At 37.2% G+C, this 25,430-nt stretch carries 25 protein-coding genes; 15 read left to right on the top strand and 10 right to left on the bottom strand.

All coding sequences use genetic code 11. From position 1 onward, the window contains the following. Positions 1–164 precede the first annotated feature (164 nt). The 12 genes from dapA to Q0M21_RS06530 all read left to right on the top strand — a co-directional run bounded on the left by dapA (position 165) and on the right by Q0M21_RS06530 (position 14,040). Positions 165–1,049, top strand: coding sequence for a 4-hydroxy-tetrahydrodipicolinate synthase (gene dapA / locus Q0M21_RS06585; RefSeq protein ID WP_295335979.1), 885 nt, complete (start codon positions 165–167; stop codon positions 1,047–1,049). Between the two features lie 120 nt (positions 1,050–1,169). After that, entirely contained in the window at positions 1,170–1,964 is a 795-nt protein-coding gene (locus tag Q0M21_RS06580) for an outer membrane protein assembly factor BamD (RefSeq protein WP_295335976.1), read from the top strand. 6 nt (positions 1,965–1,970) lie between these two features. Next, complete coding sequence (locus Q0M21_RS06575) at positions 1,971–2,291, top strand: DNA-directed RNA polymerase subunit omega (protein WP_295335974.1); 321 nt, start codon at positions 1,971–1,973, stop codon at positions 2,289–2,291. 5 nt (positions 2,292–2,296) lie between these two features. Then, entirely contained in the window at positions 2,297–3,514 is a 1,218-nt protein-coding gene (coaBC, locus tag Q0M21_RS06570) for a bifunctional phosphopantothenoylcysteine decarboxylase/phosphopantothenate--cysteine ligase CoaBC (RefSeq protein WP_295335971.1), read from the top strand. Further along, on the top strand, positions 3,498–4,385 hold the full coding sequence (locus Q0M21_RS06565) for a DUF4835 family protein (protein WP_295335968.1): 888 nt from the start codon (positions 3,498–3,500) through the stop codon (positions 4,383–4,385). Before coaBC ends, Q0M21_RS06565 begins: the two co-directional genes overlap by 17 nt. A gap of 39 nt (positions 4,386–4,424) precedes the next feature. Further along, the gene (gene recN / locus Q0M21_RS06560) at positions 4,425–6,077 is read left to right on the top strand and encodes a DNA repair protein RecN (protein WP_295335965.1); all 1,653 of its coding nucleotides are present in this window, start codon (positions 4,425–4,427) and stop codon (positions 6,075–6,077) included. A 66-nt stretch (positions 6,078–6,143) separates the two neighbouring features. Further along, positions 6,144–7,340 (top strand): enoyl-ACP reductase FabV, encoded by a 1,197-nt coding sequence (fabV, locus tag Q0M21_RS06555; RefSeq protein WP_295335962.1) that lies wholly within the window; start codon positions 6,144–6,146, stop codon positions 7,338–7,340. 97 nt (positions 7,341–7,437) lie between these two features. Beyond that, positions 7,438–10,002 carry a GEVED domain-containing protein gene (locus tag Q0M21_RS06550; RefSeq protein WP_295335960.1) on the top strand — a complete coding sequence of 855 codons (2,565 nt, stop codon included), beginning with the start codon at positions 7,438–7,440 and terminating at the stop codon, positions 10,000–10,002. A gap of 87 nt (positions 10,003–10,089) precedes the next feature. Continuing rightward, on the top strand, positions 10,090–11,094 hold the full coding sequence (locus tag Q0M21_RS06545; RefSeq protein ID WP_295335956.1) for a glycosyltransferase: 1,005 nt from the start codon (positions 10,090–10,092) through the stop codon (positions 11,092–11,094). Continuing rightward, positions 11,091–11,681, top strand: a complete 591-nt coding sequence (gene coaE, locus Q0M21_RS06540) for a dephospho-CoA kinase (protein ID WP_295335954.1) — start codon at positions 11,091–11,093, stop codon at positions 11,679–11,681. The genes Q0M21_RS06545 and coaE overlap by 4 nt, the downstream gene beginning before the upstream one ends. A gap of 64 nt (positions 11,682–11,745) precedes the next feature. Continuing rightward, positions 11,746–13,329, top strand: coding sequence for a sensor histidine kinase KdpD (locus Q0M21_RS06535; RefSeq protein WP_295335950.1), 1,584 nt, complete (start codon positions 11,746–11,748; stop codon positions 13,327–13,329). A gap of 9 nt (positions 13,330–13,338) precedes the next feature. After that, on the top strand, positions 13,339–14,040 hold the full coding sequence (locus tag Q0M21_RS06530) for a response regulator transcription factor (RefSeq protein WP_295335947.1): 702 nt from the start codon (positions 13,339–13,341) through the stop codon (positions 14,038–14,040). A gap of 187 nt (positions 14,041–14,227) precedes the next feature. Here the strand turns inward: Q0M21_RS06530 and Q0M21_RS06525 are convergent, their stop codons facing one another. The 8 genes from Q0M21_RS06525 to Q0M21_RS06490 all read right to left on the bottom strand — a co-directional run bounded on the left by Q0M21_RS06525 (position 14,228) and on the right by Q0M21_RS06490 (position 22,077). Beyond that, a complete protein-coding gene (locus Q0M21_RS06525; RefSeq protein ID WP_295335944.1) occupies positions 14,228–14,968 on the bottom strand; it encodes an acyl-ACP thioesterase domain-containing protein in 741 nt (246 codons plus the stop codon). A 15-nt stretch (positions 14,969–14,983) separates the two neighbouring features. Then, positions 14,984–15,919 carry a tRNA (adenosine(37)-N6)-dimethylallyltransferase MiaA gene (gene miaA, locus Q0M21_RS06520; protein ID WP_295335941.1) on the bottom strand — a complete coding sequence of 312 codons (936 nt, stop codon included), beginning with the start codon at positions 15,917–15,919 and terminating at the stop codon, positions 14,984–14,986. Further along, positions 15,912–16,745 carry an ion transporter gene (locus Q0M21_RS06515; protein WP_295335938.1) on the bottom strand — a complete coding sequence of 278 codons (834 nt, stop codon included), beginning with the start codon at positions 16,743–16,745 and terminating at the stop codon, positions 15,912–15,914. Before Q0M21_RS06515 ends, miaA begins: the two co-directional genes overlap by 8 nt. Positions 16,746–16,748: 3 nt before the next feature. After that, a complete protein-coding gene (locus Q0M21_RS06510; protein WP_295335935.1) occupies positions 16,749–18,110 on the bottom strand; it encodes an exonuclease domain-containing protein in 1,362 nt (453 codons plus the stop codon). 30 nt (positions 18,111–18,140) lie between these two features. Further along, complete coding sequence (locus tag Q0M21_RS06505) at positions 18,141–18,803, bottom strand: YggS family pyridoxal phosphate-dependent enzyme (protein ID WP_295335933.1); 663 nt, start codon at positions 18,801–18,803, stop codon at positions 18,141–18,143. Positions 18,804–18,850: 47 nt separating this feature from the next. Beyond that, the gene (locus Q0M21_RS06500; protein ID WP_295335931.1) at positions 18,851–20,092 is read right to left on the bottom strand and encodes a DUF1015 domain-containing protein; all 1,242 of its coding nucleotides are present in this window, start codon (positions 20,090–20,092) and stop codon (positions 18,851–18,853) included. A 62-nt stretch (positions 20,093–20,154) separates the two neighbouring features. Further along, positions 20,155–21,045 carry a 3-hydroxyacyl-CoA dehydrogenase family protein gene (locus Q0M21_RS06495; protein WP_295335928.1) on the bottom strand — a complete coding sequence of 297 codons (891 nt, stop codon included), beginning with the start codon at positions 21,043–21,045 and terminating at the stop codon, positions 20,155–20,157. A 63-nt stretch (positions 21,046–21,108) separates the two neighbouring features. Further along, on the bottom strand, positions 21,109–22,077 hold the full coding sequence (locus tag Q0M21_RS06490) for a Gfo/Idh/MocA family oxidoreductase (protein ID WP_295335926.1): 969 nt from the start codon (positions 22,075–22,077) through the stop codon (positions 21,109–21,111). Between the two features lie 246 nt (positions 22,078–22,323). Between Q0M21_RS06490 and Q0M21_RS06485 the strand changes: the two genes are divergently transcribed. Beyond that, positions 22,324–22,965 (top strand): protein-L-isoaspartate(D-aspartate) O-methyltransferase, encoded by a 642-nt coding sequence (locus tag Q0M21_RS06485; RefSeq protein ID WP_295335924.1) that lies wholly within the window; start codon positions 22,324–22,326, stop codon positions 22,963–22,965. On the opposite strand, the gene smpB is transcribed toward Q0M21_RS06485, so the two are convergent. Then, positions 22,962–23,414 (bottom strand): SsrA-binding protein SmpB, encoded by a 453-nt coding sequence (gene smpB, locus Q0M21_RS06480; RefSeq protein WP_295335921.1) that lies wholly within the window; start codon positions 23,412–23,414, stop codon positions 22,962–22,964. The two genes, Q0M21_RS06485 and smpB, sit on opposite strands and share 4 nt — an antisense overlap. Positions 23,415–23,565: 151 nt before the next feature. Between smpB and Q0M21_RS06475 the strand changes: the two genes are divergently transcribed. Then, positions 23,566–24,216: an outer membrane beta-barrel protein gene (locus Q0M21_RS06475; RefSeq protein ID WP_295335918.1), complete on the top strand. Its 651-nt coding sequence runs from the start codon at positions 23,566–23,568 to the stop codon at positions 24,214–24,216. Between the two features lie 94 nt (positions 24,217–24,310). Further along, positions 24,311–24,535: a VF530 family protein gene (locus Q0M21_RS06470; protein WP_295335915.1), complete on the top strand. Its 225-nt coding sequence runs from the start codon at positions 24,311–24,313 to the stop codon at positions 24,533–24,535. Positions 24,536–24,539: 4 nt separating this feature from the next. Here Q0M21_RS06470 and Q0M21_RS06465 read toward each other — a convergent pair whose 3' ends face one another. After that, on the bottom strand, positions 24,540–25,100 hold the full coding sequence (locus Q0M21_RS06465) for a GNAT family N-acetyltransferase (RefSeq protein WP_295335912.1): 561 nt from the start codon (positions 25,098–25,100) through the stop codon (positions 24,540–24,542). Positions 25,101–25,430: the final 330 nt, after the last annotated feature.

Here is a 25,430-nt window from a genome sequence, read left to right as displayed (position 1 = left end):
AGCTTTATTGTTGGTTTCTCATTTGTCTAAAGCGGTTTTTAAAGTAGGTTTTGCTTCCATCGATAAAAGACTAAATCATTTCATTATTAATACAAATGCAGAGAATTACAAAGTCTTTGCCGACGAAATGTTCAAATATTTAAGAATTCTAAATAAAATTTAAAATGCAATCATTAATTGGTACGGGAGTTGCGCTAGTTACCCCTTTTAAAAAAGATTTTTCCTTAGACGTTGAAGCCTTAAAAGCCATTGTTAATTTTCAGATTGACAACGGTATAGATTATTTGGTCGTTTTAGGTACGACTGCCGAAAGCGCTACTTTGTCTAAAGGAGAAAAAGAGTTGGTAATCAAAACTGTAGTCGAAGCCAATAAAGGAAGATTGCCTTTAGTTTTGGGTGTAGGCGGAAATAACACACAGGAAGTGGTATCCGAGTTGCAATCGAGAGATTTTAGTGATTTTGTGGCAATACTTTCTGTTTCTCCTTATTATAATAAACCAACTCAAGAGGGAATTTATCAGCATTTCAAAGCAGTTGCAGAAGCTTCACCTATTCCGGTAATTCTGTACAATGTTCCGGGAAGAACAGCTAGCAATATGTTGCCGTCAACCACGATTCGTTTGGCCAAAGACTTCAAGAATATCGTGGCCATCAAAGAGGCTGCTGGTGATATAGTACAAGCCATGAAATTAATCCAAAACGCACCTAAAGATTTCTTAGTAATTTCTGGTGACGACATGATAACTTTACCGATGGTTTTAGCAGGTGGTGCCGGAGTGATTTCGGTTATCGGAGAAGGATTCCCAAAACAATTTTCAGAAATGGTTCACTTAGGATTGAATAAAAAAGCGGAGGAGGCCTACAAGCTTCATTACCTATTGGCTGATGCTATTGACATGATTTTTGAGCAAGGAAATCCAGCCGGTATCAAAGAAGTCTTTAAAACACTAGGCTTAGCTGAAAATACCGTTCGTTTGCCTTTGGTGAATGTAGATGAAAATTTGGCCAACAGACTCAGTGATTTTACCAACAAAATTTCAGGAATATAGTTTTTTGGTCTTTCGAAAAAAATATTTTGCGGTAAACAATTAATAACTAAATTTGTCCCCTATTTCTGGGACTGGTTTAAAGTCGGAAATGACTTAAATTCAGTAATTTTAAACTCAATAATGAAGAAATTTTTAGCTCTTATAACCCTAGTCGTTTTTTTTGCTTCTTGTAGTGAATATCAAAAAGCCTTAAAATCCGAGGATATTGCGGTAAAGTTTACCATGGCTACTAAAATGTATGAAGCCAAAAAATACAGCAAAGCCATCCGTTTATTTGAGCAAATAGCACCCAGTTATAAAGGGAAACCTCAAGCGGAACGTTTGTTTTACATGTATTCTCAAGCCTTGTACAAAACCAATCAATTTTATTTGGCGGGTTACCAATTTGAAAGTTTTTCTTCCGGTTATCCTAAAAGTGAAAAAGTAGAAGAGGCATTGTTTTTGGGAGCTAAATGTTTTTCTAAATTGTCACCGGTTTACAGTTTAGATCAAGTTGATACCTACAAAGCTATTGATAAATTGCAGAATTTTATTGACGTTTATCCAAACTCTACCTATTTGGCTGAAGCCAATAGTTTGATTAAAGTACTCAGAGAAAAACTTGAGAAAAAGGCTTTTGAAAATGCAAAACAGTTCAATACTATCTCAGATTATAAAGCTGCGATGGTAGCATTTGATAATTTTATCATAAATTATCCCGGCACACCTTACAAAGAAAGTGCCCTTTTTTATAAATTAGACTCTGCTTACAATTTGGCCATTAATAGTGTTGCTACAAAAATGGAGGAACGTTTGAATGCGGCTTTGGCAGCTTACCAAAGCTTAGTCAAGTTTAAACCGGATACTGAATACAAAACCAAAGCCGATGAAATGTTGGCGCGAATTGAAAAAGATTTAAAACAATTTTCTAAATAATAAGTCATGGATTTAAAAAAGACGAATGCACCGGTAAACACAATTACCTACAACAAAACGGCAATTGAAGAGCGTACCGGCAATGTTTACGAGGCAATAACAATAATGGCTAAAAGAGCAAATCAAATCAATTCTGAAATTAAAAAAGAATTGACTGAAAAATTAGAAGAGTTTGCTACCTACAACGATAGTTTAGAAGAAATCTTCGAAAACAAAGAGCAAATCGAAGTGTCTAAATTTTACGAAAAATTACCAAAACCTCATGCGTTGGCCGTTCAGGAATGGATGGATGACAAAATTTATTACAGAGATACTACTAAAGACTAAACGCCATGTCTGTTTTAAGCGGTAAAAAAATACTACTCGGTGTTTCCGGAGGAATTGCTGCTTATAAAACGGCGACATTAGTCAGATTATTGATAAAAGCCGGTGCCGATGTCCAAGTGGTCATGACACCGGCTTCTAAGGATTTTGTTACTCCGTTAACTTTATCCACACTTTCCAAAAATCCCGTTCATTCTACTTTTTATAATGAAGAAGATGAGAACGCTCAATGGAACAATCACGTCGAATTAGGTCTTTGGGCCGATTTAATGCTTATTGCTCCCGCAACAGCCAATACCTTGTCTAAAATGGTCAACGGCAATTGCGATAATCTTTTAATTGCTACTTATTTGTCTGCTAAATGCCCGGTTTATTTTGCACCGGCCATGGATTTAGATATGTATAAACACCCGTCAACACTAGCCAGTTTTCAAACGCTGAAGCAATTTGGTAATACTATAATTCCGGCTGAAAGCGGTGAATTGGCCAGTGGTTTATCAGGTGAAGGCAGAATGGCTGAACCGGAGAATATTGTAGCTTTTTTGGAACGCGATTTAGAGAGCCAATTGCCATTAAAAGGCAAACGAATTTTGGTAACAGCGGGGCCAACTTATGAAGCTATCGACCCGGTTAGATTTATAGGAAATCATTCCAGCGGTAAGATGGGTTTTGACATTGCGGAAAGTGCAGCTCAATTAGGCGCTTTAGTAACTTTGATATCGGGACCGACTTCACTAAATCCTGTTAATAGTAATATAGCTATTGTCAGAGTGACCTCAGCCGAAGAAATGTATACCGCTTGTCATAGGTATTACAATGAGGTTGATGTGGCCATTTGTGCTGCAGCGGTTGCCGATTACAAACCAAAATTTACAGCCAATCAAAAAATCAAAAAGGGTGATGCTAACTTAACTTTGGAACTCGAAAAAACTAAAGATATTTTAGCCTCTTTGGGAGAAAGTAAGCAAAATCAGTTCTTAATTGGATTCGCATTAGAAACCGAAAATGAAATTGAAAATGCAAAGTTGAAAATTCAGAAAAAAAACTTAGATTTGATTGTTTTAAATTCGCTGCAGGATCAAGGTGCTGGTTTTGCTTCGGCTACCAACAAGGTTACTTTTATAGACCGTAATTTTATGGTTGAGCCGATGCCTTTAAAATCTAAAGAAGCCGTGGCGGATGATATCATCAACAAAGTAGTATCCCATTATGAAAAAAATAGCTAGTTTTCTTTTCTTGTTCTTTATTGGTTTTACCCAAGCGCAACAACTCAACTGTACGGTTCAAGTCATTTCCGATAAAGTAACTACAGCCAATAGTCAGATTTTTAAAAATTTGGAAAAATCTATTAGCGAGTTTGTTAACAAAACGGATTGGACAGGAGAGGAATATAAGCAACATGAAAAAATCAACTGTTCTATGGTAATAACGGTGAATACCTACGATTCAAATCAGTTTACAGCTACTTTACAAATTGAGTCCTCCCGACCAATTTTTAACTCTTCTTATTCGTCACCGGTATTCAATTATAACGATAAAGATTTCAGTTTCCGATATATTGAGTTCGAAAATCTGACTTTTAACCCTAGTACTTTCGACTCCAATTTGATTTCTGTTTTGGCTTTTTACAGCTACATGATTTTAGGCTTTGATGCCGATACTTATGCTTTGTATGGAGGCCGACCGTGGTTTGATATTGCCCAACAAGTATTATCCGTTGCTCAACAAAGCGGATACAAGGGATGGACTCAAGCCGATGGGAATCAGAATCGCTACTTTTTAATCAGTGATTTGCTTTCGGGTACGTTTGATGCTTTCAGAGAATCAATGTACGAATACCATAGAAACGGTTTAGATACTATGACTAAAGATACTAAGGCATCCAAAGAAAAAATAATGCAATCAGTGACCATATTGAGTTCTATCTATAATGTGCGTCCCAACGCTTTCTTGACACGAGTGTTTTTTGATGCTAAAGTGGATGAAATTGTATCCATACTTTCCGGCGGTCCAAAGGTGCAAATATCTGATACCATTGATACTTTGAACCGTATTTCGCCGCTTAATTCCGCTAAATGGTCTACCATTAAGTTGTAATTCTTTTACTGCTTATAAAATTTACCTCATACTGTTACCATGATAACGTCGCTGTCAATTGAGAATTTTGCTTTAATTGAAAAATTGGACATTGATTTTTCAAAAGGCTTTTCTATTATAACAGGAGAAACCGGTGCCGGAAAATCAATATTGTTAGGCGCTTTGGGATTGGTTTTGGGCAAAAGAGCCGATTTATCTTCTTTGAAAAATAAAGCGGAAAAATGTATCGTGGAAGCCAATTTTCACATCGGAAAATATGACTTACAAAGTTTCTTCGAAGAAAATGATTTAGATTATGAGGAAGAAACCATCATCAGAAGAGAAATTTTGCCGTCCGGAAAATCAAGAGCATTTGTAAACGATAGTCCGGTTAATTTACAACAATTGCAAGATTTGAGTCGGTTTTTAATTGATGTACATTCCCAACATCAAACCTTAGAGTTGTCGGAAGAAGAATACCAATTCAGAATTATCGATGCCATTGCAGCCAATCAAACCATCAGAGCTTCTTATTCTGATAAATTAAAGCAATACCGTACTGCTAAAACCGATTTAGAATCGAAGAAAAACAATTTGTCGGTCATTTTAAAAGAGAAAGATTATAATGAATTCCTCTTCAACGAACTGCACTCCGCCAATCTCAAGGGCGGTGAGTTGGAAGAGTTGGAAAAGAGTTATGAAGCCTTGAATAATGTTGAGTTTATCAAAGATAATCTTTCGATAATGCTGGCCTTGGCCAATGATGAGCAATTCGGATTGTTGAAAAATATAAAGGAGTTTAAATCAGTCCTTCAAAAAAACGTTGGATTTTCATCGCAATATGAAAATTTATTCGAGCGTGTTAATTCGGTTTTAATTGAATTGGATGATATTGTTGGCGAATTGTCTAAGCAGTCGGATTCGGTTTTTAGTGATCCGGAGAAATTGGAGTTGATCAATCAAAAGTTACAACTCATTTATACCTTACAAAAGAAGCACCAAGTCTTAACGGTTGAAGAGCTTATCGACATTCAAAACAATTTAGAATCTAAAGTAGTTTCGGTTACTACTTTAGAAGAAGAAATTACAGCTTTACAAAATACCATTCAGGAAATCGAAGCCGAATTAGAAGTGATTTCCAGTCGGATTTCAGAAAGTAGGAGAGCAGCTATTCCTGGATTAACATCACAGTTAGTTCAAATTTTATCCCAATTGGGAATGCCGAACGTTCGGTTTAAAATTGAAATCTCAGCTTCCGAAGTATATCGCAACAACGGGAAAGATGATTTGGAATTTTTGTTTTCGGCCAACAAAGGAACCGATTTTGGATTGTTAAAAAAGGTTGCTTCGGGTGGTGAAATGTCCAGAATCATGTTAGCAGTTAAGTCTGTTTTATCACAATATTCAAAATTACCTACTATTATTTTTGATGAAATCGATACCGGTGTTTCGGGTGAAATTGCCAACAAAATGGGGGAGATTATGCGACAAATGAGTCACTCCATGCAGGTTTTTGCCATTACCCATTTACCGCAAATTGCAGCCAAAGGAGATTCTCATTACAAAGTATTTAAAACTGTTTTAGGCGAAAGTACTATCTCGGAATTGAAATTACTGACCAATGAAGAGCGAGTGTATGAAATAGCCGAAATGCTCTCCGGTAAAGACATCAGTGATTCGGCATTGAATCATGCCAAAGCATTACTGAACTAACCGTTAAATTTTCTTATTTTTGTACCACTTTTAATTTTTAATTTGACAACTTAATTTCTACTGTATATGATTATAGAACCAAGAATGCGCGGCTTTATTTGTTTAACAGCTCACCCAGACGGATGTGCACAAAGCGTAAAAAATCAAATCCAATACGTAAAATCAAAAGGCACGATTGACGGAGCCAAAAAAGTTTTGGTTATCGGAGCCTCTACCGGTTTCGGATTGGCTTCCAGAATTACCAGTGCTTTCGGATCAGGAGCGGCTACTCTTGGTGTTTTCTTTGAAAAAGAACCTGCGGAGGGTAAAACCGCTACACCGGGTTGGTACAATACTGCTGCTTTTGAACAAGAAGCGCACAAAGCTGGTTTGTATGCTAAAAGTATCAACGGAGACGCTTTTTCAAATGAAATCAAACAAAAGGCTATTGATATAATTAAAGCCGATTTAGGTCAGGTAGACATGGTGATTTACAGTTTGGCTTCGCCGGTTCGCATGCATCCTGCTACTGGAGTTTTACATCGTTCAGTGTTAAAACCTATTGGTAGTACTTTTACCAATAAAACAGTTGATTTTCATACCGGTAATGTTACTCAAGTATCTATTGAGCCTGCTAATCAAGAGGATATTGATAATACTGTTGTGGTAATGGGAGGTGAAGATTGGGCCATGTGGATGGATGCCTTGCAAAAAGCCGGAGTCTTAGCCGATGGCGTTACGACCATTGCTTATTCCTATATTGGGCCTGAAGTAACCGAAGCGGTTTACAGAAAAGGAACTATCGGAAGAGCCAAAGATCATTTAGAAGCCACTGCTTTTGAAATTACCGACAGTTTAAAATCGGTGCACGGAAGGGCATATGTGTCAGTTAATAAAGCTTTAGTCACTCAAGCCAGTTCAGCAATTCCGGTTATTCCGTTATACATTTCATTACTTTATAAGATAATGAAAGCGGAAGGCGTGCACGAAGGTTGTATTGAGCAAATTCAACGTTTGTTCTCTGAAAGACTCTACACCGGTGCTGAAGTACCTACAGATGAGAAAGGCAGAATCAGAATAGATGATTGGGAAATGAGATCTGATATTCAAGATAAAGTAAAAGCTTTGTGGTCAACTGCTACTACAGAAAATTTACCTGAGATTGGAGATTTAGCCGGATACAAGCAAGATTTCTTAAATTTATTCGGCTTTGGTTTCGAAGGGGTAGATTATAATGCAGAAGCCAATGAGATGACATTGATACCGAGTATTGTTAATAATTAACATTTTTTTTTAGAATTATCTTATTTAAACTCACAAAAACTTGTGAGTTTTTTTATTTTAATTTACTTTTATAATAATTAACTTTAATCTTTAACAAATGAAAAAAATTACTTTATTGCTGATGCTTTTTGTCAGCTATTGTGGATTTGCGCAATTTCCGGCTCCCTATTGTGGCCCGGTAGCCTTTACCTTCAATGTTGAGCCAATAACTTTGGTTCAATTTGCTGGAATCAACAATAGTAGTACAGCTACTGCAGCGCTCGCTTCCGGTGCTCACGAAGATTACACTACTATTTTTGGGAGTGTTTCTGCGGGTTCATCTTATCCCATTACATTAAAAGGGAATACTGATGGAAATTACACTAACCGTTTTATGGTTTTTGCGGATTGGAATCAGGATGGTGATTTTGCTGATGAAAATGAAGCTTACACGATTACACAAACTATTCTTAACTCTACAGGTGTTGATGCTATTTTTGCTTCTCAAGTACTTACTGTACCCGGTAATGCTCTGGCAGGAAACACAAGGATGAGAGTAAAGAAAATTTATGGAACTACAGATTATACCAATCCATGTTTAGGAACCGGTTATGGTCAAGTTGAAGATTATTCTTTGACGGTTACTTTGCCTACATGTTTTGTTCCTTCTGCAGGAATTGCTACTGTTACTTCATCAACAACAGCTGATTTGTCATGGACATCCGGTGGTGCTGCCAATGCAGAAGTTGTGATTCAAGCAGCAGGAACAGGTGTGCCTGCGGTTGCTAATAATACTGGCGTAAACGTTTCTGGCAGTACTTATTCTGCCACAAATTTAAGCCCGATGACCGCTTATGAGTTTTACGTAAGAGATGAATGTACAGACGGAAGTAGTTTTAGTTCTTGGTCAGGACCTTTTACTTTTAATACTACTATTGCACCGGGCTGTGCTTCTAATTTAGTTCCGGTTGATGGATCAACAACTGTGGTTCCGGGCACTGTAACCTTTTCTTGGGATGCGCCTACAACAGGTGATCCTGCTACATCATATGATTTATATTATGGTTTAACTCCTGGTGATGCAACAATTCTTATTGGCAATTTCACTACAAATTCAACACCTATAAATCTTACAGGATTTAATACAACTTTTTATTGGAAAGTAGTACCTAAAAATGCAGGTGGTTCTGCCGTTGGATGTTCAGAATCAAGTTTTACAACTGTAGCACCTCCGGGGTATTGTTTGGCATCTCCAAACGGTCAATATCCGGGTGGAACGGATGGCTTTACGCCAGCTACCTGTGATGGTCTTACTGAAAATGCGGCTACTCCGTTTGCGAATGGTTGGGCAGGAGAATATTCCTTGATAAATGTTGTTTCAGGACAAACTTACACTTTCAAAAGTACGATTGCTACAGATTTGATTACCATTAGTGCTGATGGCGGAGCTACTGCTGCGGCTTTCGGAACAACTCCGGTTACTTGGGTTTCTACTCTTACGGGACAGGTTCGTTTTTATACTCATGCTGATACCGATTGTACGGACAATACTGATGCAAGAAGCCGTATTGTAATTTGTGGAGTTCCTTCTACAGATTCTCCGGATTATGTTAGTCTACAATGGCCACCAACAGCAACAATTGCACAAGGTGGAACAGTAACAGTTTACGGTCAAGTTTACGAAGGCGGATTGACTGATGTTGCTCCAAATATCAACGGTCAAGCTCCTGGAATCAATGCGTGGGTTGGGTACAGTACCACCAATACAAATCCAAATACTTGGACTAACTGGGTTGCTGCTACTCATAATGCTGCTTCAATTGGTAATAATGATGAATATCAAGCTAATATTGGAGCTACTCTAGCGCCTGGTACTTACTATTATGCTACTCGTTTCAACTTAAATAACGGTGCTTATGTTTATGGTGGTATCAACCAAAACTCACCAAATAATGGTAACTTCTGGGACGGAAATACTTTTGTAAATGGTATTTTAACAGTAACGCCACCACCAGCTCCTGCTAATGATGATTGTAGTGGCGCTGTGGCATTAACCCCAGGTGTTGTTTTTGGAGATAATGATATCGTTGGTACTAACTTAGGAGCTACAGATTCAAATGTGCCCGATCCGGCTTGTTCTAGTTATGGTGGAGATGATGTTTGGTTTAGCGTAGTTGTACCATCATCAACTTTAACTATTGAAACACAATCGGATGACGACTCGATAACTGATACCGGTATGGAAGTTTTCTCAGGTTCTTGTGCAGGTGCATTGAATTCAATTGACTGTAATGATGATGCAGGAATAGGCTTTTTCTCTTTGCTTAACTTGTCAGGATTGACGGTTGGTGAAACAATTTATATTAGAGTTTTCTCTTATGATAATTTTGAGACAGGGACTTTCAAAATTGCTGCATATGATGCCTCTTTGAGTAATAGTTCTTTTGATAATGCAAGTTTTACTTATTATCCAAATCCGGTTAAGAATGTATTAAATCTTTCTTATAACCAAGATATTACTTCTGTTGAAATATTTAATATGGTTGGGCAAAAAGTAAGCAGCAACCATTTAGGTGCTTCCATGGGACAGGTTGATATGTCTCAACTGGCTAAAGGAGTTTACTTGGTAAAAGTGGCTACGGCTAACAACCAAACCAAAACTATCAGAGTAATCAAAGAATAGTTTATAATACAATAAATCTCAAAAAACCACCTAAATTTTAGGTGGTTTTTCATTTTTATAAAAACTATCTTTGTTAAAAAAATCAGTATGTTTTTTTCTATTGTTATACCGGTTTACAATCGCCCGGATGAGATTCAGGAATTGCTTGAAAGTTTGTTGGTTTCTCATTATAAAAAAAACTATGAAATTGTTGTTGTCGAAGACGGCTCAACAATTCCTTGTCGAGATGTTGTAGATATTTTTAAAAGCAAATTAAATATTTCATACTATTTTAAGGACAATAGCGGTCCCGGTGATTCCAGAAATTTCGGCATGAGGAAAGCTAAAGGAGATTATTTTTTGATTTTTGATTCCGATTGTATAATTCCTAAAGAGTATTTAACGGAAGTTGAAAATGAACTTCAAAAGGAATTTGTAGATTGTTTTGGTGGACCTGATGCTGCACTGGATTCCTTCTCTAAAATTCAAAAGGCTATTAATTTTACGATGACCTCTTTTTTGACTACCGGCGGAATAAGAGGCGGCTCAGAAAAAATAGGGAAGTTTCAACCCAGAAGTTTCAATATGGGAATTTCTAAAAAAGCGTTTGAAGCCTCTAATGGTTTTGGAAATATCCATCCCGGAGAAGACCCGGACTTATCCATCCGATTGTGGAAGTTGGGATTTAAAACACGTTTGTTTCCGAAAGCTTATGTTTACCATAAACGAAGAATAGATTGGGATAAATTTTCCGTACAAGTTTCAAAGTTTGGAAAGGCCAGGCCTATTTTAGACAGTTGGTATCCCGAATACCAAAAGCTTACTTTTTTCTTTCCTACACTATTTATTTCAGGATTTATTGTTTCAGTGCTACTGCTTTTAATAGGATTTACATGGCCTATCCTTTGTTATGCAGTATATTATCTACTCTTATGTATATCGGCTGCAGTTCAGAATAAAAGTATAGAAATCGGTTTCTTGGCATTAATCGCAGTAACCAAACAATTTTGGGGTTACGGTATCGGATTCTTATATTCTTTCATTAAGATTAAATTATTGAAACAAAAACCTCAAGAGGCATTTCCGGAACTTTTTTTTAAAGTAAAGTCATGACTAAAATAATCGGATTAACCGGCGGTATCGGTAGTGGCAAGACTATGGTGGCTCAATACATACAGTCGCAAGGAATCCCTGTTTATATTGCGGATGAAGAAGCAAAGAAAGTAATGAATACTCCTGAAGTAATAGCCGCAGTTGTAAAAACTTTTGGTAATGATGTCATTGATAATGGTTCAGTCAATCGCCAAAAGTTAGCCCAGTTGGTTTTCAATTCACCTGAAAAATTAAAACAACTTAATGAAATTATTCATCCTAGAGTTAAACAAGATTTCGACAACTGGGTAGAAAAACATCATAATTTTCCATTTGTGGTGAAAGAAGCCGCTATTTTGTTTGAAAGTGGCAGTTACCAGTTTTGCGATAAAATCATAACAGTTACTGCACCATTACCTGTTCGCTTGCAAAGGGTTATGGAACGAGATAGTGTTACCCGTGACCAGGTTTTAGCCCGTATGCAAAACCAATGGGATGACGAGAAAAAAGTGGCTCTTAGTGACTTTGTTATCCAAAATATTTGTATCGAAGACACTAAAAGTCAGGTAGATAATATTCTTAAAACTTTGAGAAAAAATCAATATTAATATAAGTTGTTAATGTTTGGTTAATGTATTTATTGTCTAAATGTTAAAATGCTAAATTTGTTTAATGAATAAATTGTTTTTCCGAATTCTTGTAGTTTTAATGAGCTTATCCCTGATAGGTATCATTTTGGTGCAAGTTTACTGGTTCGACAAGTCATTTGAAAACAATGAAGAACAATTTAAATTTCATGTAAAGCAGGTTCTGGGGAATGTAGCCAACAAGTTACAGAAATACGAAGCATACACCTTTTACGAAAAATACAATCATGTCAAAGACAGTATCGGGAAAGCACCTGAAAAGAGTGATTTCTTAGAGTTCGGTTATTTTCAAAGAGACTCGAGAACCAATGAAACCATAGTGTATTCCAACAGTATTATTTCTGAAGATTATGGAATTACACCTTCGTTCTTTGATAAAAAACTCGATAGTTTAAGAGAACTTAAAAATTTTTCTGCCAACAGAAAGACCGAAGTATATACTGATGGAGTAGACGAGTCTTCAGTTAAACAAAACCTTTCCCCTGATGTAAAAATTGAAAAGTCGGGTTCTTTGGATTTGTTAAACAATGCTCAATTTGAACTTTTTTTTAAAGACATAGCTGCCATGAGACCTATACAGGAAAGGGTTTCCAATGAATTGCTTCAAAAAATGCTGTCCGAAGAACTCAAAGAATACGGTGTTAATACTCCGTTTGAATACAATGTTTACAGCAACGGATTAGCTACGAAAGTCAAATCGGAAAATTTCAAGTATGATAAAGCTTCCACTTATTCCATTCCGATCTTTATTGATAACGACGGTAACAATAAGTACCAATTGCTCATTACTTTTCCGCAAAAGAAGAAGTTTTTGTTCTCCGAATTAATAGGTATTTGCATCCTGTCCATCATCTTTACGCTAATTATTATCATCGCCTATTCGAGTGCTTTGAGTCAGTTAATCAAACAACGTCAGATTTCGGAAATCAAAACAGATTTCATCAATAATATGACGCACGAATTCAAAACACCGATTGCCACCATTAACTTAGCGCTGGATGCTATTAAGAATCCGAAGGTGATTGAAGATAAAGAAAAAGTGTACCGCTATTTACAAATGATTAGAGACGAAAATAAGCGAATGCACGCCCAAGTAGAAAACGTATTGCGCATTTCCAAACTCGAGAAGAAAGAGCTCGAAATCAGTAAAGATTCTAATGACATTCACGGGATTATAGAAGATGCCATTGAACACGTGAATCTAATCATAGAAGACAGAGAAGGTAAAATCACAACGCATTTCAATGCCACGAGAACAACGGTGCTACTGAACGATGTTCATTTTACCAATGTCATCGTGAATATTTTGGATAACGCTATCAAATATTCGCCTCAAGCACCGATTATCGATGTATATACCGAAAACGTAAAAGAGTTTGTTATTATTAAAGTAAAAGACCAAGGCGCCGGAATGTCTAAAGTCGCTCAAAAGAGAATTTTCGAAAAATTCTACCGCGAACATACCGGTGACTTACACAACGTTAAAGGCCACGGATTAGGATTGGCCTATGTCAAACGAATATTGGACGACCACAATTGTCAAATATTTGTAGAAAGTGAAAAAGGAAAAGGAAGCACATTTATAATTAAAGTCCCACTCATAAATTAAAATAAAACTATGGAAACAAATAAAAAAATACTTTTAGTAGAAGATGACCAAAACTTCGGTATCGTATTAAGAGAATACCTAACCTTAAACGATTTCGATGTAACCTTGGCCAAAAATGGGATGGAAGGATTCGAAAAATTTAAAAAAGACAACTATGATTTGTGCATCCTGGATGTCATGATGCCTTATAAAGACGGTTATACCTTAGCCAAAGAAATCAGAGAAAAAAACAAAGACGTGCCTCTGATTTTCTTGACGGCCAAGTCCATGAAAGAAGATGTCATGAAAGGATATAAAGTTGGCGCCGATGATTATCTTAACAAACCCTTCGATTCCGATGTGTTGTTAATGAAAATCAAAGCCATTATACAAAGAAAAGCCGCTGAAACCAAAAACGAACCGGCCAAATTTGAATTCCAAATTGGTAAATTCTTGCTCAACTCCAAGTTACGTTTCTTAAAATTCGAAGACCAAGAGCCTATCAAGTTATCGCCGAAAGAGTCGGATTTGTTGAAAATGATGGCCATCTACGAAAATGATTTGATGCCTCGTGAATTGGCCTTAACCAAAATCTGGAGAGAAGACAACTACTTTACTTCCAGAAGTATGGACGTATACATCGCCAAATTGCGTAAATACTTAAAAGACGATCCAAACGTAGAAATCTTAAATATCCACGGCGAAGGTTTCCGCTTAGTGGTAAAGAAATAAATAACATCCCTGTCTTTTGACGGGGATTTTTTTTAGGAGCTTTATCCGGCTTTCCACTGCAATCTTTTTGTTTTGCTTTGCTACTTGACAGGCTTAGCTTTTCAAAGAACTTTCTATGTTTCTTAAACATATAATCGAAGCAAAACAAAAAAGGATTTCCGTTGCAATCCGGGCTAGGCAGTTGTGGTTATTGAAAGTTAAGTTGTACCGCACAACACACTTTGTTCCCTGAATTAAGGGTAAATGTTGTGGTTGCGTCTGATTCATTTTTCATAATAGTCACAGTATCGTGCAACGAAACTTCTTTCAAATAATTCATTTCAATGCTTTGCAACGTTTGTTGTAACAGTAATTCCGGAGCAACATAATCCAAACACCATTCTAAATATTTTACACTATTGGCGTGATTCACAATGTCTAAGTCGGATAACATTATGGTTTTTTCCGCTACTAATTTCGATATTACAGTAGTGTCAATTTTAGAAAAATATTCAGCAGTAGCTTTTTCTTCAGGATATTTCTCAAAATGGTCGTGCGGCAACGCCAACGCTTCCGGTCGGCGACTTTGCGTATTAAAAACCGCCCAAAACGTTTCACAGCCTACCAACTTTTCATCGCCTAAATACATCTCCAAACAGCGTATCGACCGCGAATTTTCTAACGATTGAATCCAGGTTTTTACCGTGACGGTATCGCGCCATTTGGGCAGTCGATGTACTTCCAAACGCATTCTACTCAATACCCAAGCCTGATGATGCGCTTGCATGTCACTAAAACTTATCCCGCCCAATTCGGCATGTAAAGCGGCAGTCAATTGCAAAATATTGCACAAATCGGTGTACTTTAAATAACCGTTCGGATAACATTGCAAAAAGTTAATTTCCCAGTCTTTGGTCAGTTTTGAAGTAAAATTCGGTGCAATGGGCATTTTTTTAATTATGAATTATGAATTATGAATTATGAATTGGCTTTCTATGTGATCAATGATGGCAGTTCTGTCGGTTTGATAGTCAAACCACTTTGCGTTTTCAGTTCGCTTGAACCATGTAATTTGTCGTTTGGCAAAACGTCGGGTATTTTTTTTGATTTCTTCAATGGCAAAATCTAAAGTAGTGGTTCCGTCAAAATAGTCAAAGAGTTCCCGATAGCCTACAGTTTGTAAAGCATTCAAGCTTTTATTCGGATATAATTTTTCCGCTTCTGCCAGTAAACCTTCTTGAATCATTAGATCGACGCGTTGGTTGATTCGGTTATACATTATTTCTCGCTCAGCTTCCAATCCAATAATAATGGGAGTGAAGTTCCGAATGTTTTTCTTCTGTCCGATAAAGCTTGAATACGGTTTTCCGGTTCCCAAACATACTTCTACAAACCGCTTTATCCGTTGCGGATTTTGCAGAGTTTGCGGATTTTCAACAATAAGTTTTTTAAAATAATCCGGATCTGATTTTTTTAATTCTTGCTGTAAGTAAATTATTCCAAACTCTTCAAAATCAACATTAATTTGTTTTCGAATATTTTCATCTATATCCGGAAAATCATCAAAGCCTTTCAAAACAGCATCCACGTACAAACCCGAACCACCAACCATAATTTGCACATTATTTTTTAGGAATAATTTCTCCAATTTGGCTATCGCATCTTGTTCAAAATCACCCACTGAATACGACTCAAAAATCGATTTGTTTTGGATAAAATGATGCGGCGCTGCCGCTAACTCGGCTTCTGTTGGTACTGCGGTTCCAATACGCATTTCTTTATAAAACTGTCGGCTGTCACAAGAAAGGATATCACAGCCGTAATGTTTGGCTAAAGCAATGCTCAAAGCCGTTTTCCCTATAGCTGTTGGTCCTATTATGGTAATTAGGTAGTTAGTCATGGTTTGTTTTTTCGCCGCAATGATGACAAAATTTCGCATCTTCCGCCAGTACGGTGGTGCAGGAATGACATTTTTGAATCGGACCTTCGTTTCGTCTGTTTCTGAGATTCGAAAATTCGGCAGTCACAATTCCGGTCGGTACCGCAATAATGCCGTAACCCATAATCATGATGAAAGAAGCAATAATTTGTCCTAAAGTAGTCACCGGTGCAATATCGCCGTAACCAACGGTAGTCAACGTTACGATACACCAATAGATACTTGTTGGAATACTGGTAAATCCGCTTTCTTTGCCTTCAACCACATACATCACGGCGCCAAGTAAGATGGAAACAATTAGTACAAAGTAAATAAAGACAATAATCTTAGTTCTGCTGGCTTTGATGGCGAGCTTTAATTGCGATTCTTGTCCGGTAAAATGAACCAAATTTAAAATCCCGAACAAACGTAATAATCGCAAAGCTCTAATCACCGATAACATGCGCGACCCCGGAAATATAAAGGACAAATACATCGGCAATATTGAAATCAAATCCACTATGCCGTAAAAACTAAAAACATACGATAGCGGTTTTCTGTTGGACAGAATGCGCAGAAAATATTCAATGGTAAAGAAAATGGTAATCACCCATTCCGAAACTAAAATGAACTGATGGTATTTTGAATCGAGTTTTTCTACTGATTCTAACATGACCAAAAGCACACTCAACAAAATGACACCCAATAAAATCAAGTCAAACAAACGTCCCGCAAAAGTATTTGAACCATAAATAATGATGTAAATCTTTTGCTTGAATAGCTCATATTTGGTCTTGATGTGTTTCATTGGCTAAAATTTTACAATGCGAATCACTTTATGTCGGCGCAAATACCCTTGGATAATGGTTCGTGTATCTCGGTTGTTCTGCATCGGAATAATCAGGTTTTTCAGGATTTCGATATTATTCACTTGGTAATTCAAATCGAAGAAACAATAGCCTTTATAAATCCCGTTTTCAATTAAAACAGCACTGCGTTCATTGACATTTCTGCCTCGGTCAATAATGACCATATTGTTGTTTTCGAATTTCATTTCATGGATGAATTCTTCCACACGCTCGTTGTATTCCTCAGGTGGTTCTTGGTTCAAACAAGCACCTTTACATTCTTTTATTTTGAGTTGAAAACATCCGTTTTTGGTTTCGTACAAACCGTTTATTTTTTGACACAATTGGTGTTCGGCGGTGATTTTATGCAACAAATTCTTGCCTTCCTGAATCGAAGTAAAAGAGGTGATTTCCTTTTTCCTTCCATCGGCTTTTTGCACTTTCAATGCCAAATAACCATTTTCATCTTTTTCTGCATACAACGCATATTGAAAAATGGTTTTGCGTTGCGCTCGATTGTATATCGGTTTGTTGATTTTGATTTCTTCACTTTCTTTGAGCAACGCAATCAATTCACTGCCGGTTTCCTCAAAAGTGACCGCAAACACATCGCGTTGGATTTTTTTGCTTTTGCCTGAAGTTCCTGTAAAATGCTGGTTGATACGTTTTTTGATATTCTTACTTTTGCCTATGTAAATCAAATCGCCTTTTTCGTTGTGGATGTAATAAATGCCGGTTCGAGTAGGCATACTTTCTACTATATCCAACAGTTTCGGCGATAGTCCTTTTTTAATTTCCGCTTTGATTAAACCGATTAGAATTTCTTTGGAAACATCTTTATCTAAAATCATTTTGAACAATTTTACGGTGGCCAAGGCATCGCCACTCGCCCGATGTCTGTCGGTTACCGGAATGCCGAGCGAACGCACCAATTTGCCCAAACTATAAGATGGTTGACCGGGAATGAGTTTCTGCGACAATTCAACCGTGCAAAGGGTTGGTCGGATGAAATCGTAGCCTAGTCGACTGAATTCAGTGCGTAAAATGCGGTAGTCAAACGAAGCGTTGTGCGCTACTACGATACAGTTTTCGGTAATTTCAATAATGCGTTTGGCGATTTCATAAAACTTCGGTGCTGAACGCAACATGGCATTATTGATACCGGTTAACTTCACCACAAAAGGTTGAATCGGTTTTTCGGGATTGACCAAACTGATAAACTGATCCACCACTTCATGACCATCAAATTTGTAGATGGCGATTTCAGTGATGCCTTCTTCGTTGAATTGGCCTCCGGTGGTTTCTATGTCGAGTATGGCGTACAAAATGAGTTTTAAGTAATCAGTTTTCAGTTTTTATCGGCTTCCAAAGATACTACTTCCAATGCGAACCATAGTGCTACCGCAATCTATTGCGATTTGGTAGTCGCCGCTCATACCCATGGATAGGGTTGTAGGTTGTAAGTTTTGGGTTGTAGGTTGGTTTTTTAGAGCATCAAACATCTTTTTTAAATGATTGAATTCTCTTTTGATTTGTTCTTGGTTATCGGTAAAGGTAGCCATGCCCATTAAGCCAACGATTTTGATGTTGGTCATGGCTTTGAATTCTTCAGAATGTAATAATTCCTCAAGTTCATGTTCGTTTAAACCGAATTTAGTTTCTTCTTCAGCAATGTGAATTTGTAACAAACAGTTGATGTTTTTTCTCCAACGAACGGCTTGACGGTTGATTTCTTTGAGCAGTTTCAAACTATCAACACCGTGTATTAGCTTCACATAAGGCACCATGTATTTCACTTTGTTGGATTGTACATGGCCAATCATGTGCCACTCAATGTCCTTAGGCATTTGCTGCCATTTCTCGGTCATTTCCTGGATTTTGTTTTCACCGAATATGCGTTGACCGGCTTCATAAGCTTCCATCAAATCGGCCACGGGTTTGGTTTTGGAAACCGCCACCAAGGTTACGTTATCCGGGATTGAAGATTTTATATCGTGAAGTTTTTGTGCTATAGACATGACAAGGATTAATTTTTACTTCGTACTTCTCATTTTGTACTTCAAACTTACAATTCATACACCATCAATCCACTGCGGAATTTTGGTTCAATATACGTGCTTTTAGGTGGCATAATCAAATTGTTGTCAGCCAACGCTTTGATTTCGGAAATATCGGAAGGATAGAGCATAAAGCCAACTTCAAACTCGCCTTCGTCGACCAATTCTTTGATTGTCGCTACCGATTGTTTTCCGGGAATGTACTCGATGCGTTCATCGTTTCGCAAATCTTCAATACCTAAAAGCGGTTGCAGGACTTTATCGTATAAAATTTGAGCGTCCAGATTTTCTAAAATGTCCCTCGACTGCGCTCGGGATGACAATTCGCTACTGTTGGGCTGCTTGTAAAACAAGGCATAAAAGCTACCGTCTAAATACATACCGAATTCAAACTTGCTTTGCGGTTTCCACAATTCCTGCTCTTTGTTTTTGATGATAAAATGCTCGGACAGTTTTTCGATAAAATCTGCTTTAGTGTAACCGTTTAAATCGCGGATAATACGATTGTATTCGTAGATTTTTACGTTGCTTTCCGCAATCAGAAAACTCATAAAATAGTTCAGTTTCGGATTGCCCAAATGTTTGTCCTGGTCATACAACAATTCTGCCGAAGCTGAGCGATGGTGGCCATCGGCGATATACAACTCGGGGATGCTTTCGAATTGCTGCGTCAGCCATTCGATTTCGGTGTCGTTGTCAATTTTCCAAAGTTGGTGCTTTTCTTTATTGGTAGTCGAATAGTTGTAAATCGGCGCACTTTTTTTCTTTTCGGCTATCCAAGCATTTAAGGTTTCATTATCAGGATAAGTAATTAAAACCGGTTCGGTGTTAAATCCCGTTTGATGCAAATAATCCTTGAAGTATTCCACTCGATATTGTAAAGTATCTTCGTGTTTTTTGATAACATTGTTCTTGTAATCATCAATAGAAGTACCGGCAACTATACCCGTGAAAGACTGTGATTTAGTTTGGATTTCATATAAAAAGAAAACAGCTTTTTCTTCCTCTATAAAAACACCGTCATCTTTAAAATCCTGATACTTGTGTGCCACGCCTTTAAAGCGTTTGTCCAAAGTTATTTTTTGCGAATACATATAGGCAGGATGAATGACATGCAAAAATGAATACGGATTAAAACTCAACCAAGCGGCCAACTCGGCCGAACTGTAATCGTCGTAATTGCGACAAGTCACTAACGCTACTTTATCCGGTGTAGGACGTACGGCTTTGAAAGGGATTATTTTGCTCATAACTTATAGTTTTCAGTCTCAGTCTCAGTATTCAGATTACTGCGACTGAAAACTGTGACTGTTTACTTCAAAAATTGCTTCGAAACTTTCTCAGCTTTTTTAGATTCCGAATAATCATAGAAACCTTCACCGGATTTTACACCGAGTTTTCCGGCCATCACCATATTAACTAAGAGCGGACAAGGAGCATATTTCGGGTTTTTGAAACCGTCGTACATTACGTTAAGGATAGACAAACAAACGTCTAATCCAATAAAGTCAGCCAGTTGTAATGGTCCCATCGGATGTGCCATTCCTAACTTCATTACAGTATCAATTTCGCTTACACCAGCCACGCCATTGTATAAGGTTTCGATACTTTCGTTAATCATAGGCATTAGGATTCTGTTGGCTACAAAGCCGGGATAATCGTTTACTTCTGTAGGTGTTTTGCCTAATTTAACCGATAAATCCATGATGATTTTAGTCACTTCATCCGAAGTATTATAGCCGCGAATGATTTCGACCAATTTCATAATCGGCACCGGATTCATAAAGTGCATTCCGATAACTCTTTCAGGATGCACGACTTGCGCCGCAATTTGGGTGATGGAAATCGAAGAAGTGTTCGTGGCTAAAATCACGTTGTGGTCGCAAACCTCACTTAATTGTTTGAAGATGTTCAATTTTAAACCTACGTTTTCCGTTGCCGCTTCAACTACCAAGTCACAACCAACCACACCGTCTTTGATATCGGTATAAGTAATAATGTTGCCTATGGTTTTGTGTTTGTCGTCTTCGGTAATGGTTCCTTTGGTTACCATTCGGTCTAAGTTGGCCGCGATAGTAGCCATACCTTTTTCCAATGATTTTTCAGAGATGTCAATTAATTTTACGGTAAATCCGCTTTGTGCAAACGTATGGGCAATTCCGTTACCCATAGTTCCAGCACCAATTACAGCTATTGTATTCATTATGTTAGTTTGGTTTGTTTGATGTTTAAGGTTAAAAGTTTAAAGTTGTTTATACTAAACAAACTATTTTTCGTTCATCGAATCAATAATCATATAAGCGACTCGTAAGGCTTCTGTTCCGTCTTCCAAAGTTACTATTGGTGTAGTGTTGTTATTGATGGCGTCGGCAAAAGTTTCTAACTCATCCAAGATAGCATTGTTTGGCGCAACATCAGGATTGTTGAAATAAATTTGCTTTCTTTCCCCTTCAGCATTTTGCAGAATCATATCGAAATCGCCCGGTACTTCAGGTGCGTCTTTCATTTTAACGACTTCACAAACTTTGTCCAAATAATCTACGGAAATGTAGGCATCTTTTTGGAAGAAGCGCGATTTACGCATGTTCTTCATAGAAATGCGACTCGAAGTTATATTGGCCACACAACCGTTTTCAAATTCGATACGGGCGTTGGCGATATCGGGTGATTGGCTCAACACCGAAACCCCGCTGGCGTGCACCGATTTTACTTTAGATTTAACTACACTTAAAATCGCATCGATATCGTGTATCATCAAGTCTAAAACCACAGGAACATCTGTTCCGCGCGGATTGAATTCGGCCAAGCGATGCGTTTCAATAAACATCGGATTATCAATTTGATTTTTTACGGCAATGAAAGCCGGATTGAATCGCTCCACATGACCTACTTGACCTTTGACATTGTATGCTGCAGCCAAAGCGATGATTTCCTCGGCTTCTTCTACAGTAGTGGCGATTGGCTTTTCGATAAAAACATGTTTCCCCGATTTGATGGAAACTTTTGCACATTTGTAGTGCGAAAGCGTAGGCGTGACAATATCAATTACGTCTACGGCGTGGATTAACTTGGCAATAGTATCGAATCTTTTGTAACCAAACTCGGCTGCAATTTTTTCGGCATATTCCGGGTTCTCATCATAAAAACCCACCAATTCATATTTTTCAGATTGTTGTAGTAATCGCAAGTGTATTTTTCCAAGGTGACCGGCACCTAAAACGCCAACTTTGAGCATAAAAATAAATTTTACCAAAAGTAGCAAATTCAATCAGAAATGACAATGTTTTAAAATCCAAATCTCAAATGACAAATTCCAAATAAACTTCAATGCTCAATTTATAAATTGCCATAGAATATTGTTGAAATTTTTTCTAAAGTCAGTTCGAATTTTGAAGTTTGTTCTTTTGTTATTTATTTGTCATTTGGGATTTGTATTTTGAAATTTTAACCGCTATTTTTACCCCATAAATTGCTACTCCAATTGAAAGATACCGCTAAACATCAAGGATTAAGAAACAAACTGGCTAAGTTGCTGGAGGAAAAAGGCATAACCGATAAAAATGTATTGGAAGCCATTAAACGCATTCCGCGCCATTTGTTTTTGGATTCCGGTTTCGAAGATTTTGCGTATCAGGACAAAGCCTTTCCCATTGCGGCCGGGCAAACCATTTCCCAACCTTTTACGGTAGCTTTTCAAACCCAATTATTGCAAGTTAAGAAAGACGATAAAATTTTGGAAATCGGAACCGGTTCGGGTTATCAAACTGCCGTTTTGGTAGCTATGGGCGCCAAAGTATATTCGGTAGAAAGACAAAATGAACTCTTTAAAATTACTTCGGCTTTGTTGCCTAAAATGGGTATACGTCCGAAGCATTTGTCTTTTGGTGACGGTTATAAAGGATTGCCTAATTTTGCTCCTTTCGATAGTATTATCGTTACGGCCGGAGCACCAATTATACCTAAGCCTTTGATGGCACAATTAAAAATAGGAGGTAGGTTGGTAATTCCTTTAGGTGAAGGCGAACAAATCATGACGATGTTGATTCGTAAAAACGAAACCCAATTTGAAAAACACGAGTTTGGAGAATTTCGTTTTGTTCCTTTATTAGAAGATAAAAATTAAAACGCCTTTTTGATTCGGTCTAAGTCGCGTTTTACGTCTTGTTCCTTTAAGCTTTCTCTTTTATCGTAGGTTTTCTTTCCGCGACAAAGTCCGATTTCTAATTTAGCCAAGCCTTTTTCATTGGTAAACAATTTCAAAGGAATTATGGTTAATCCTTTCGTATCGATACTTCTTTCGAGTTTCTTCAGTTCTCTTTTATTAAGCAATAGTTTGCGTTCGCTTTTAGCTTTGTGGTTGAATTGATTGCCGTAAAGGTATTCGTCTATTTGGGTATTGATGGCAAACAATTCTCCGTTGTGAAATTCACAAAAGCCTTCCGTGATATTCGCCTTTCCTAACCGAATGGATTTAATTTCCGTTCCGGTAAGCACAATACCTGCCGTGTAAGTCTCGATTATTTCGTAATCAAACTTAGCTCTCTTATTGAGTATGTTGACGGTTTTTAGCATAGGATGGCAAATGTATAAACAAAAGCGGAATTTCTGCTCGAAAAAAAAGTGAAATTATCAATAAAAAAAATGTTTAAACTATGATTTATATCAGTTTTTAGCGGAATTGTTCCCCCTAATTTTGGGGTATAATTTTAAACTAACAATCAAAATGAAAAAATTATTATTAGTAGCAGGATTAGCTTTTTTTGGTTTAACTGCTCAAGCACAAGAACAAAGTAAAGGATTACAAGGCGCTTGGTTTGCCACTTCTCAATTTGGTTACCAACAATCTAAATCGGGCGATGTTAAAAGTACTAATATGATGGTATTACCAATAGTTGGTACATTTGTTACGCCAACAGTTGCAGTTGGAGCTGGTATTGGATACCTTAACGTAAAAGCTGATAATGTTGATGTAGGTGGTTCTCCTGTTGATTTAAATTCAAAGTTATATGTTATTCAACCTTTGGCTCGTAAATATTGGAATATCGCTGGTAATTTCTACTTTTTTGGTCAAATTGCAACTCCAATTATTACTGGTAAAGAAGAAACAACTAATTTAAAAATCAATCAATTTGGAGCAACAATGTCCGGTGGTTTTGATTTCTTTGTTACTAAAAACTTTTCTGTTGAATTCTCTTATAACTTAGCGAATTTTAGTCAAACCACTTTGAAACCTGACGGAGGTCCTAAAACAACAGTAACGGATTTTTCTATAGCTCATGTTGCGACTGTTGATTCAGCATACAATAATGCTTTATATGGAAGTGGAGGAAGTTTAACTACACCTTTATCTTTCGGATTCAAATTTGTGTTTTAATTTTATAGTTAATAGTTATAAGTTAGTTCCGATTGCATCGGAGTTTAAACCGCCTGTTCTTGTGACAGGCGGTTTTTATTTTTACTTTTGTGTTATGAAAAATTCACAAGCCAATAATCCGTTACACGGCGTTACCTTGCAGCGTATGTTAGAACAATTGGTGGCTTATTACGGTTTTGATACTTTGGGTGAATTAATCAAAATCAGGTGTTTTAACCATGAGCCGAGTATTAAGTCGAGTTTGACTTTTTTGCGAAAAACCGAATGGGCGCGAAAGCAAGTGGAAGCGCTTTACATTAAAACCTTGCCTAAGTTCTGATAAGTTACGGTTTAAAGTTTCTTCTTAACAGCGAATAGATTACGGTATCCCAAAACTTTCCTTCCCACAATTCGTTCTCCAAAATATGCGCTTCTTTAACAAATCCGTTTTTCAGCAATACTTTTTCGGAGGCTGTATTTCCGGGATCAATTACGGCTTCTATGGAATGTAAATTCATTTGCTCGAAACCATAAGCTACAACTACTTTAATGGCCTCGGTAATGTAACCTTTGCCGTTGTACTCGGGCAGCAACATATAGCCGATTTCCGCACGATGGTTTTCGGGTTGGATACGGTAGTGACCAATGATGCCAATAATTTTGTCATTGCCTTTTACGGTTATACCCCAATTGATGCCTGTATTATTGTCAATCTTTTCATCCATCATGGCAATATGTGCTAAGGCCTCCTCTTTGTTTTTAACTAAGGGTCTGGGAATATATTTCATGATTTCCGGATTGCTTCTAAGAGCAAAAACTTCATTAACATCGTTAGTATTGATGCGTCTTAAAAGCAATCGCTCGGTTTCGTGGTTTTGAAAGGGATGAAAATTGATGGTCAGCATACAGTCGTTTTGGTAAATGTATGCAATTTCTGTATTAATACACAATTCTTTAAGGCTCTTATCTTATTTTCTAACCACTCTTGAAGGATTGGTTTTTTTTATGCTTTGAGGTTTGTATAAATTATCATATAAGTAAGAAAATATCTTATAATAATTAAATTATTGTGTATTTCATCGATTTTATTTGTATTTTAAACGATGTTTTTGATAATATTGTCCAACCAAATCAAACAATACGTTCTTAAAAATTTTAAAAGTTATAAAGTGTTTGCCCCACATCTACTTTATTTCTATCTGTCATTATTAATCAATAAAGTGTTTGCCCCACAT

It is taken from the genome of Flavobacterium sp. (assembly GCF_024710485.1).
Classification (GTDB): Bacteria; Bacteroidota; Bacteroidia; order Flavobacteriales; family Flavobacteriaceae; genus Flavobacterium.
Note: the sequence above shows the minus strand (reverse complement) of the source record. Positions and strands in the feature narration are given on the sequence as shown.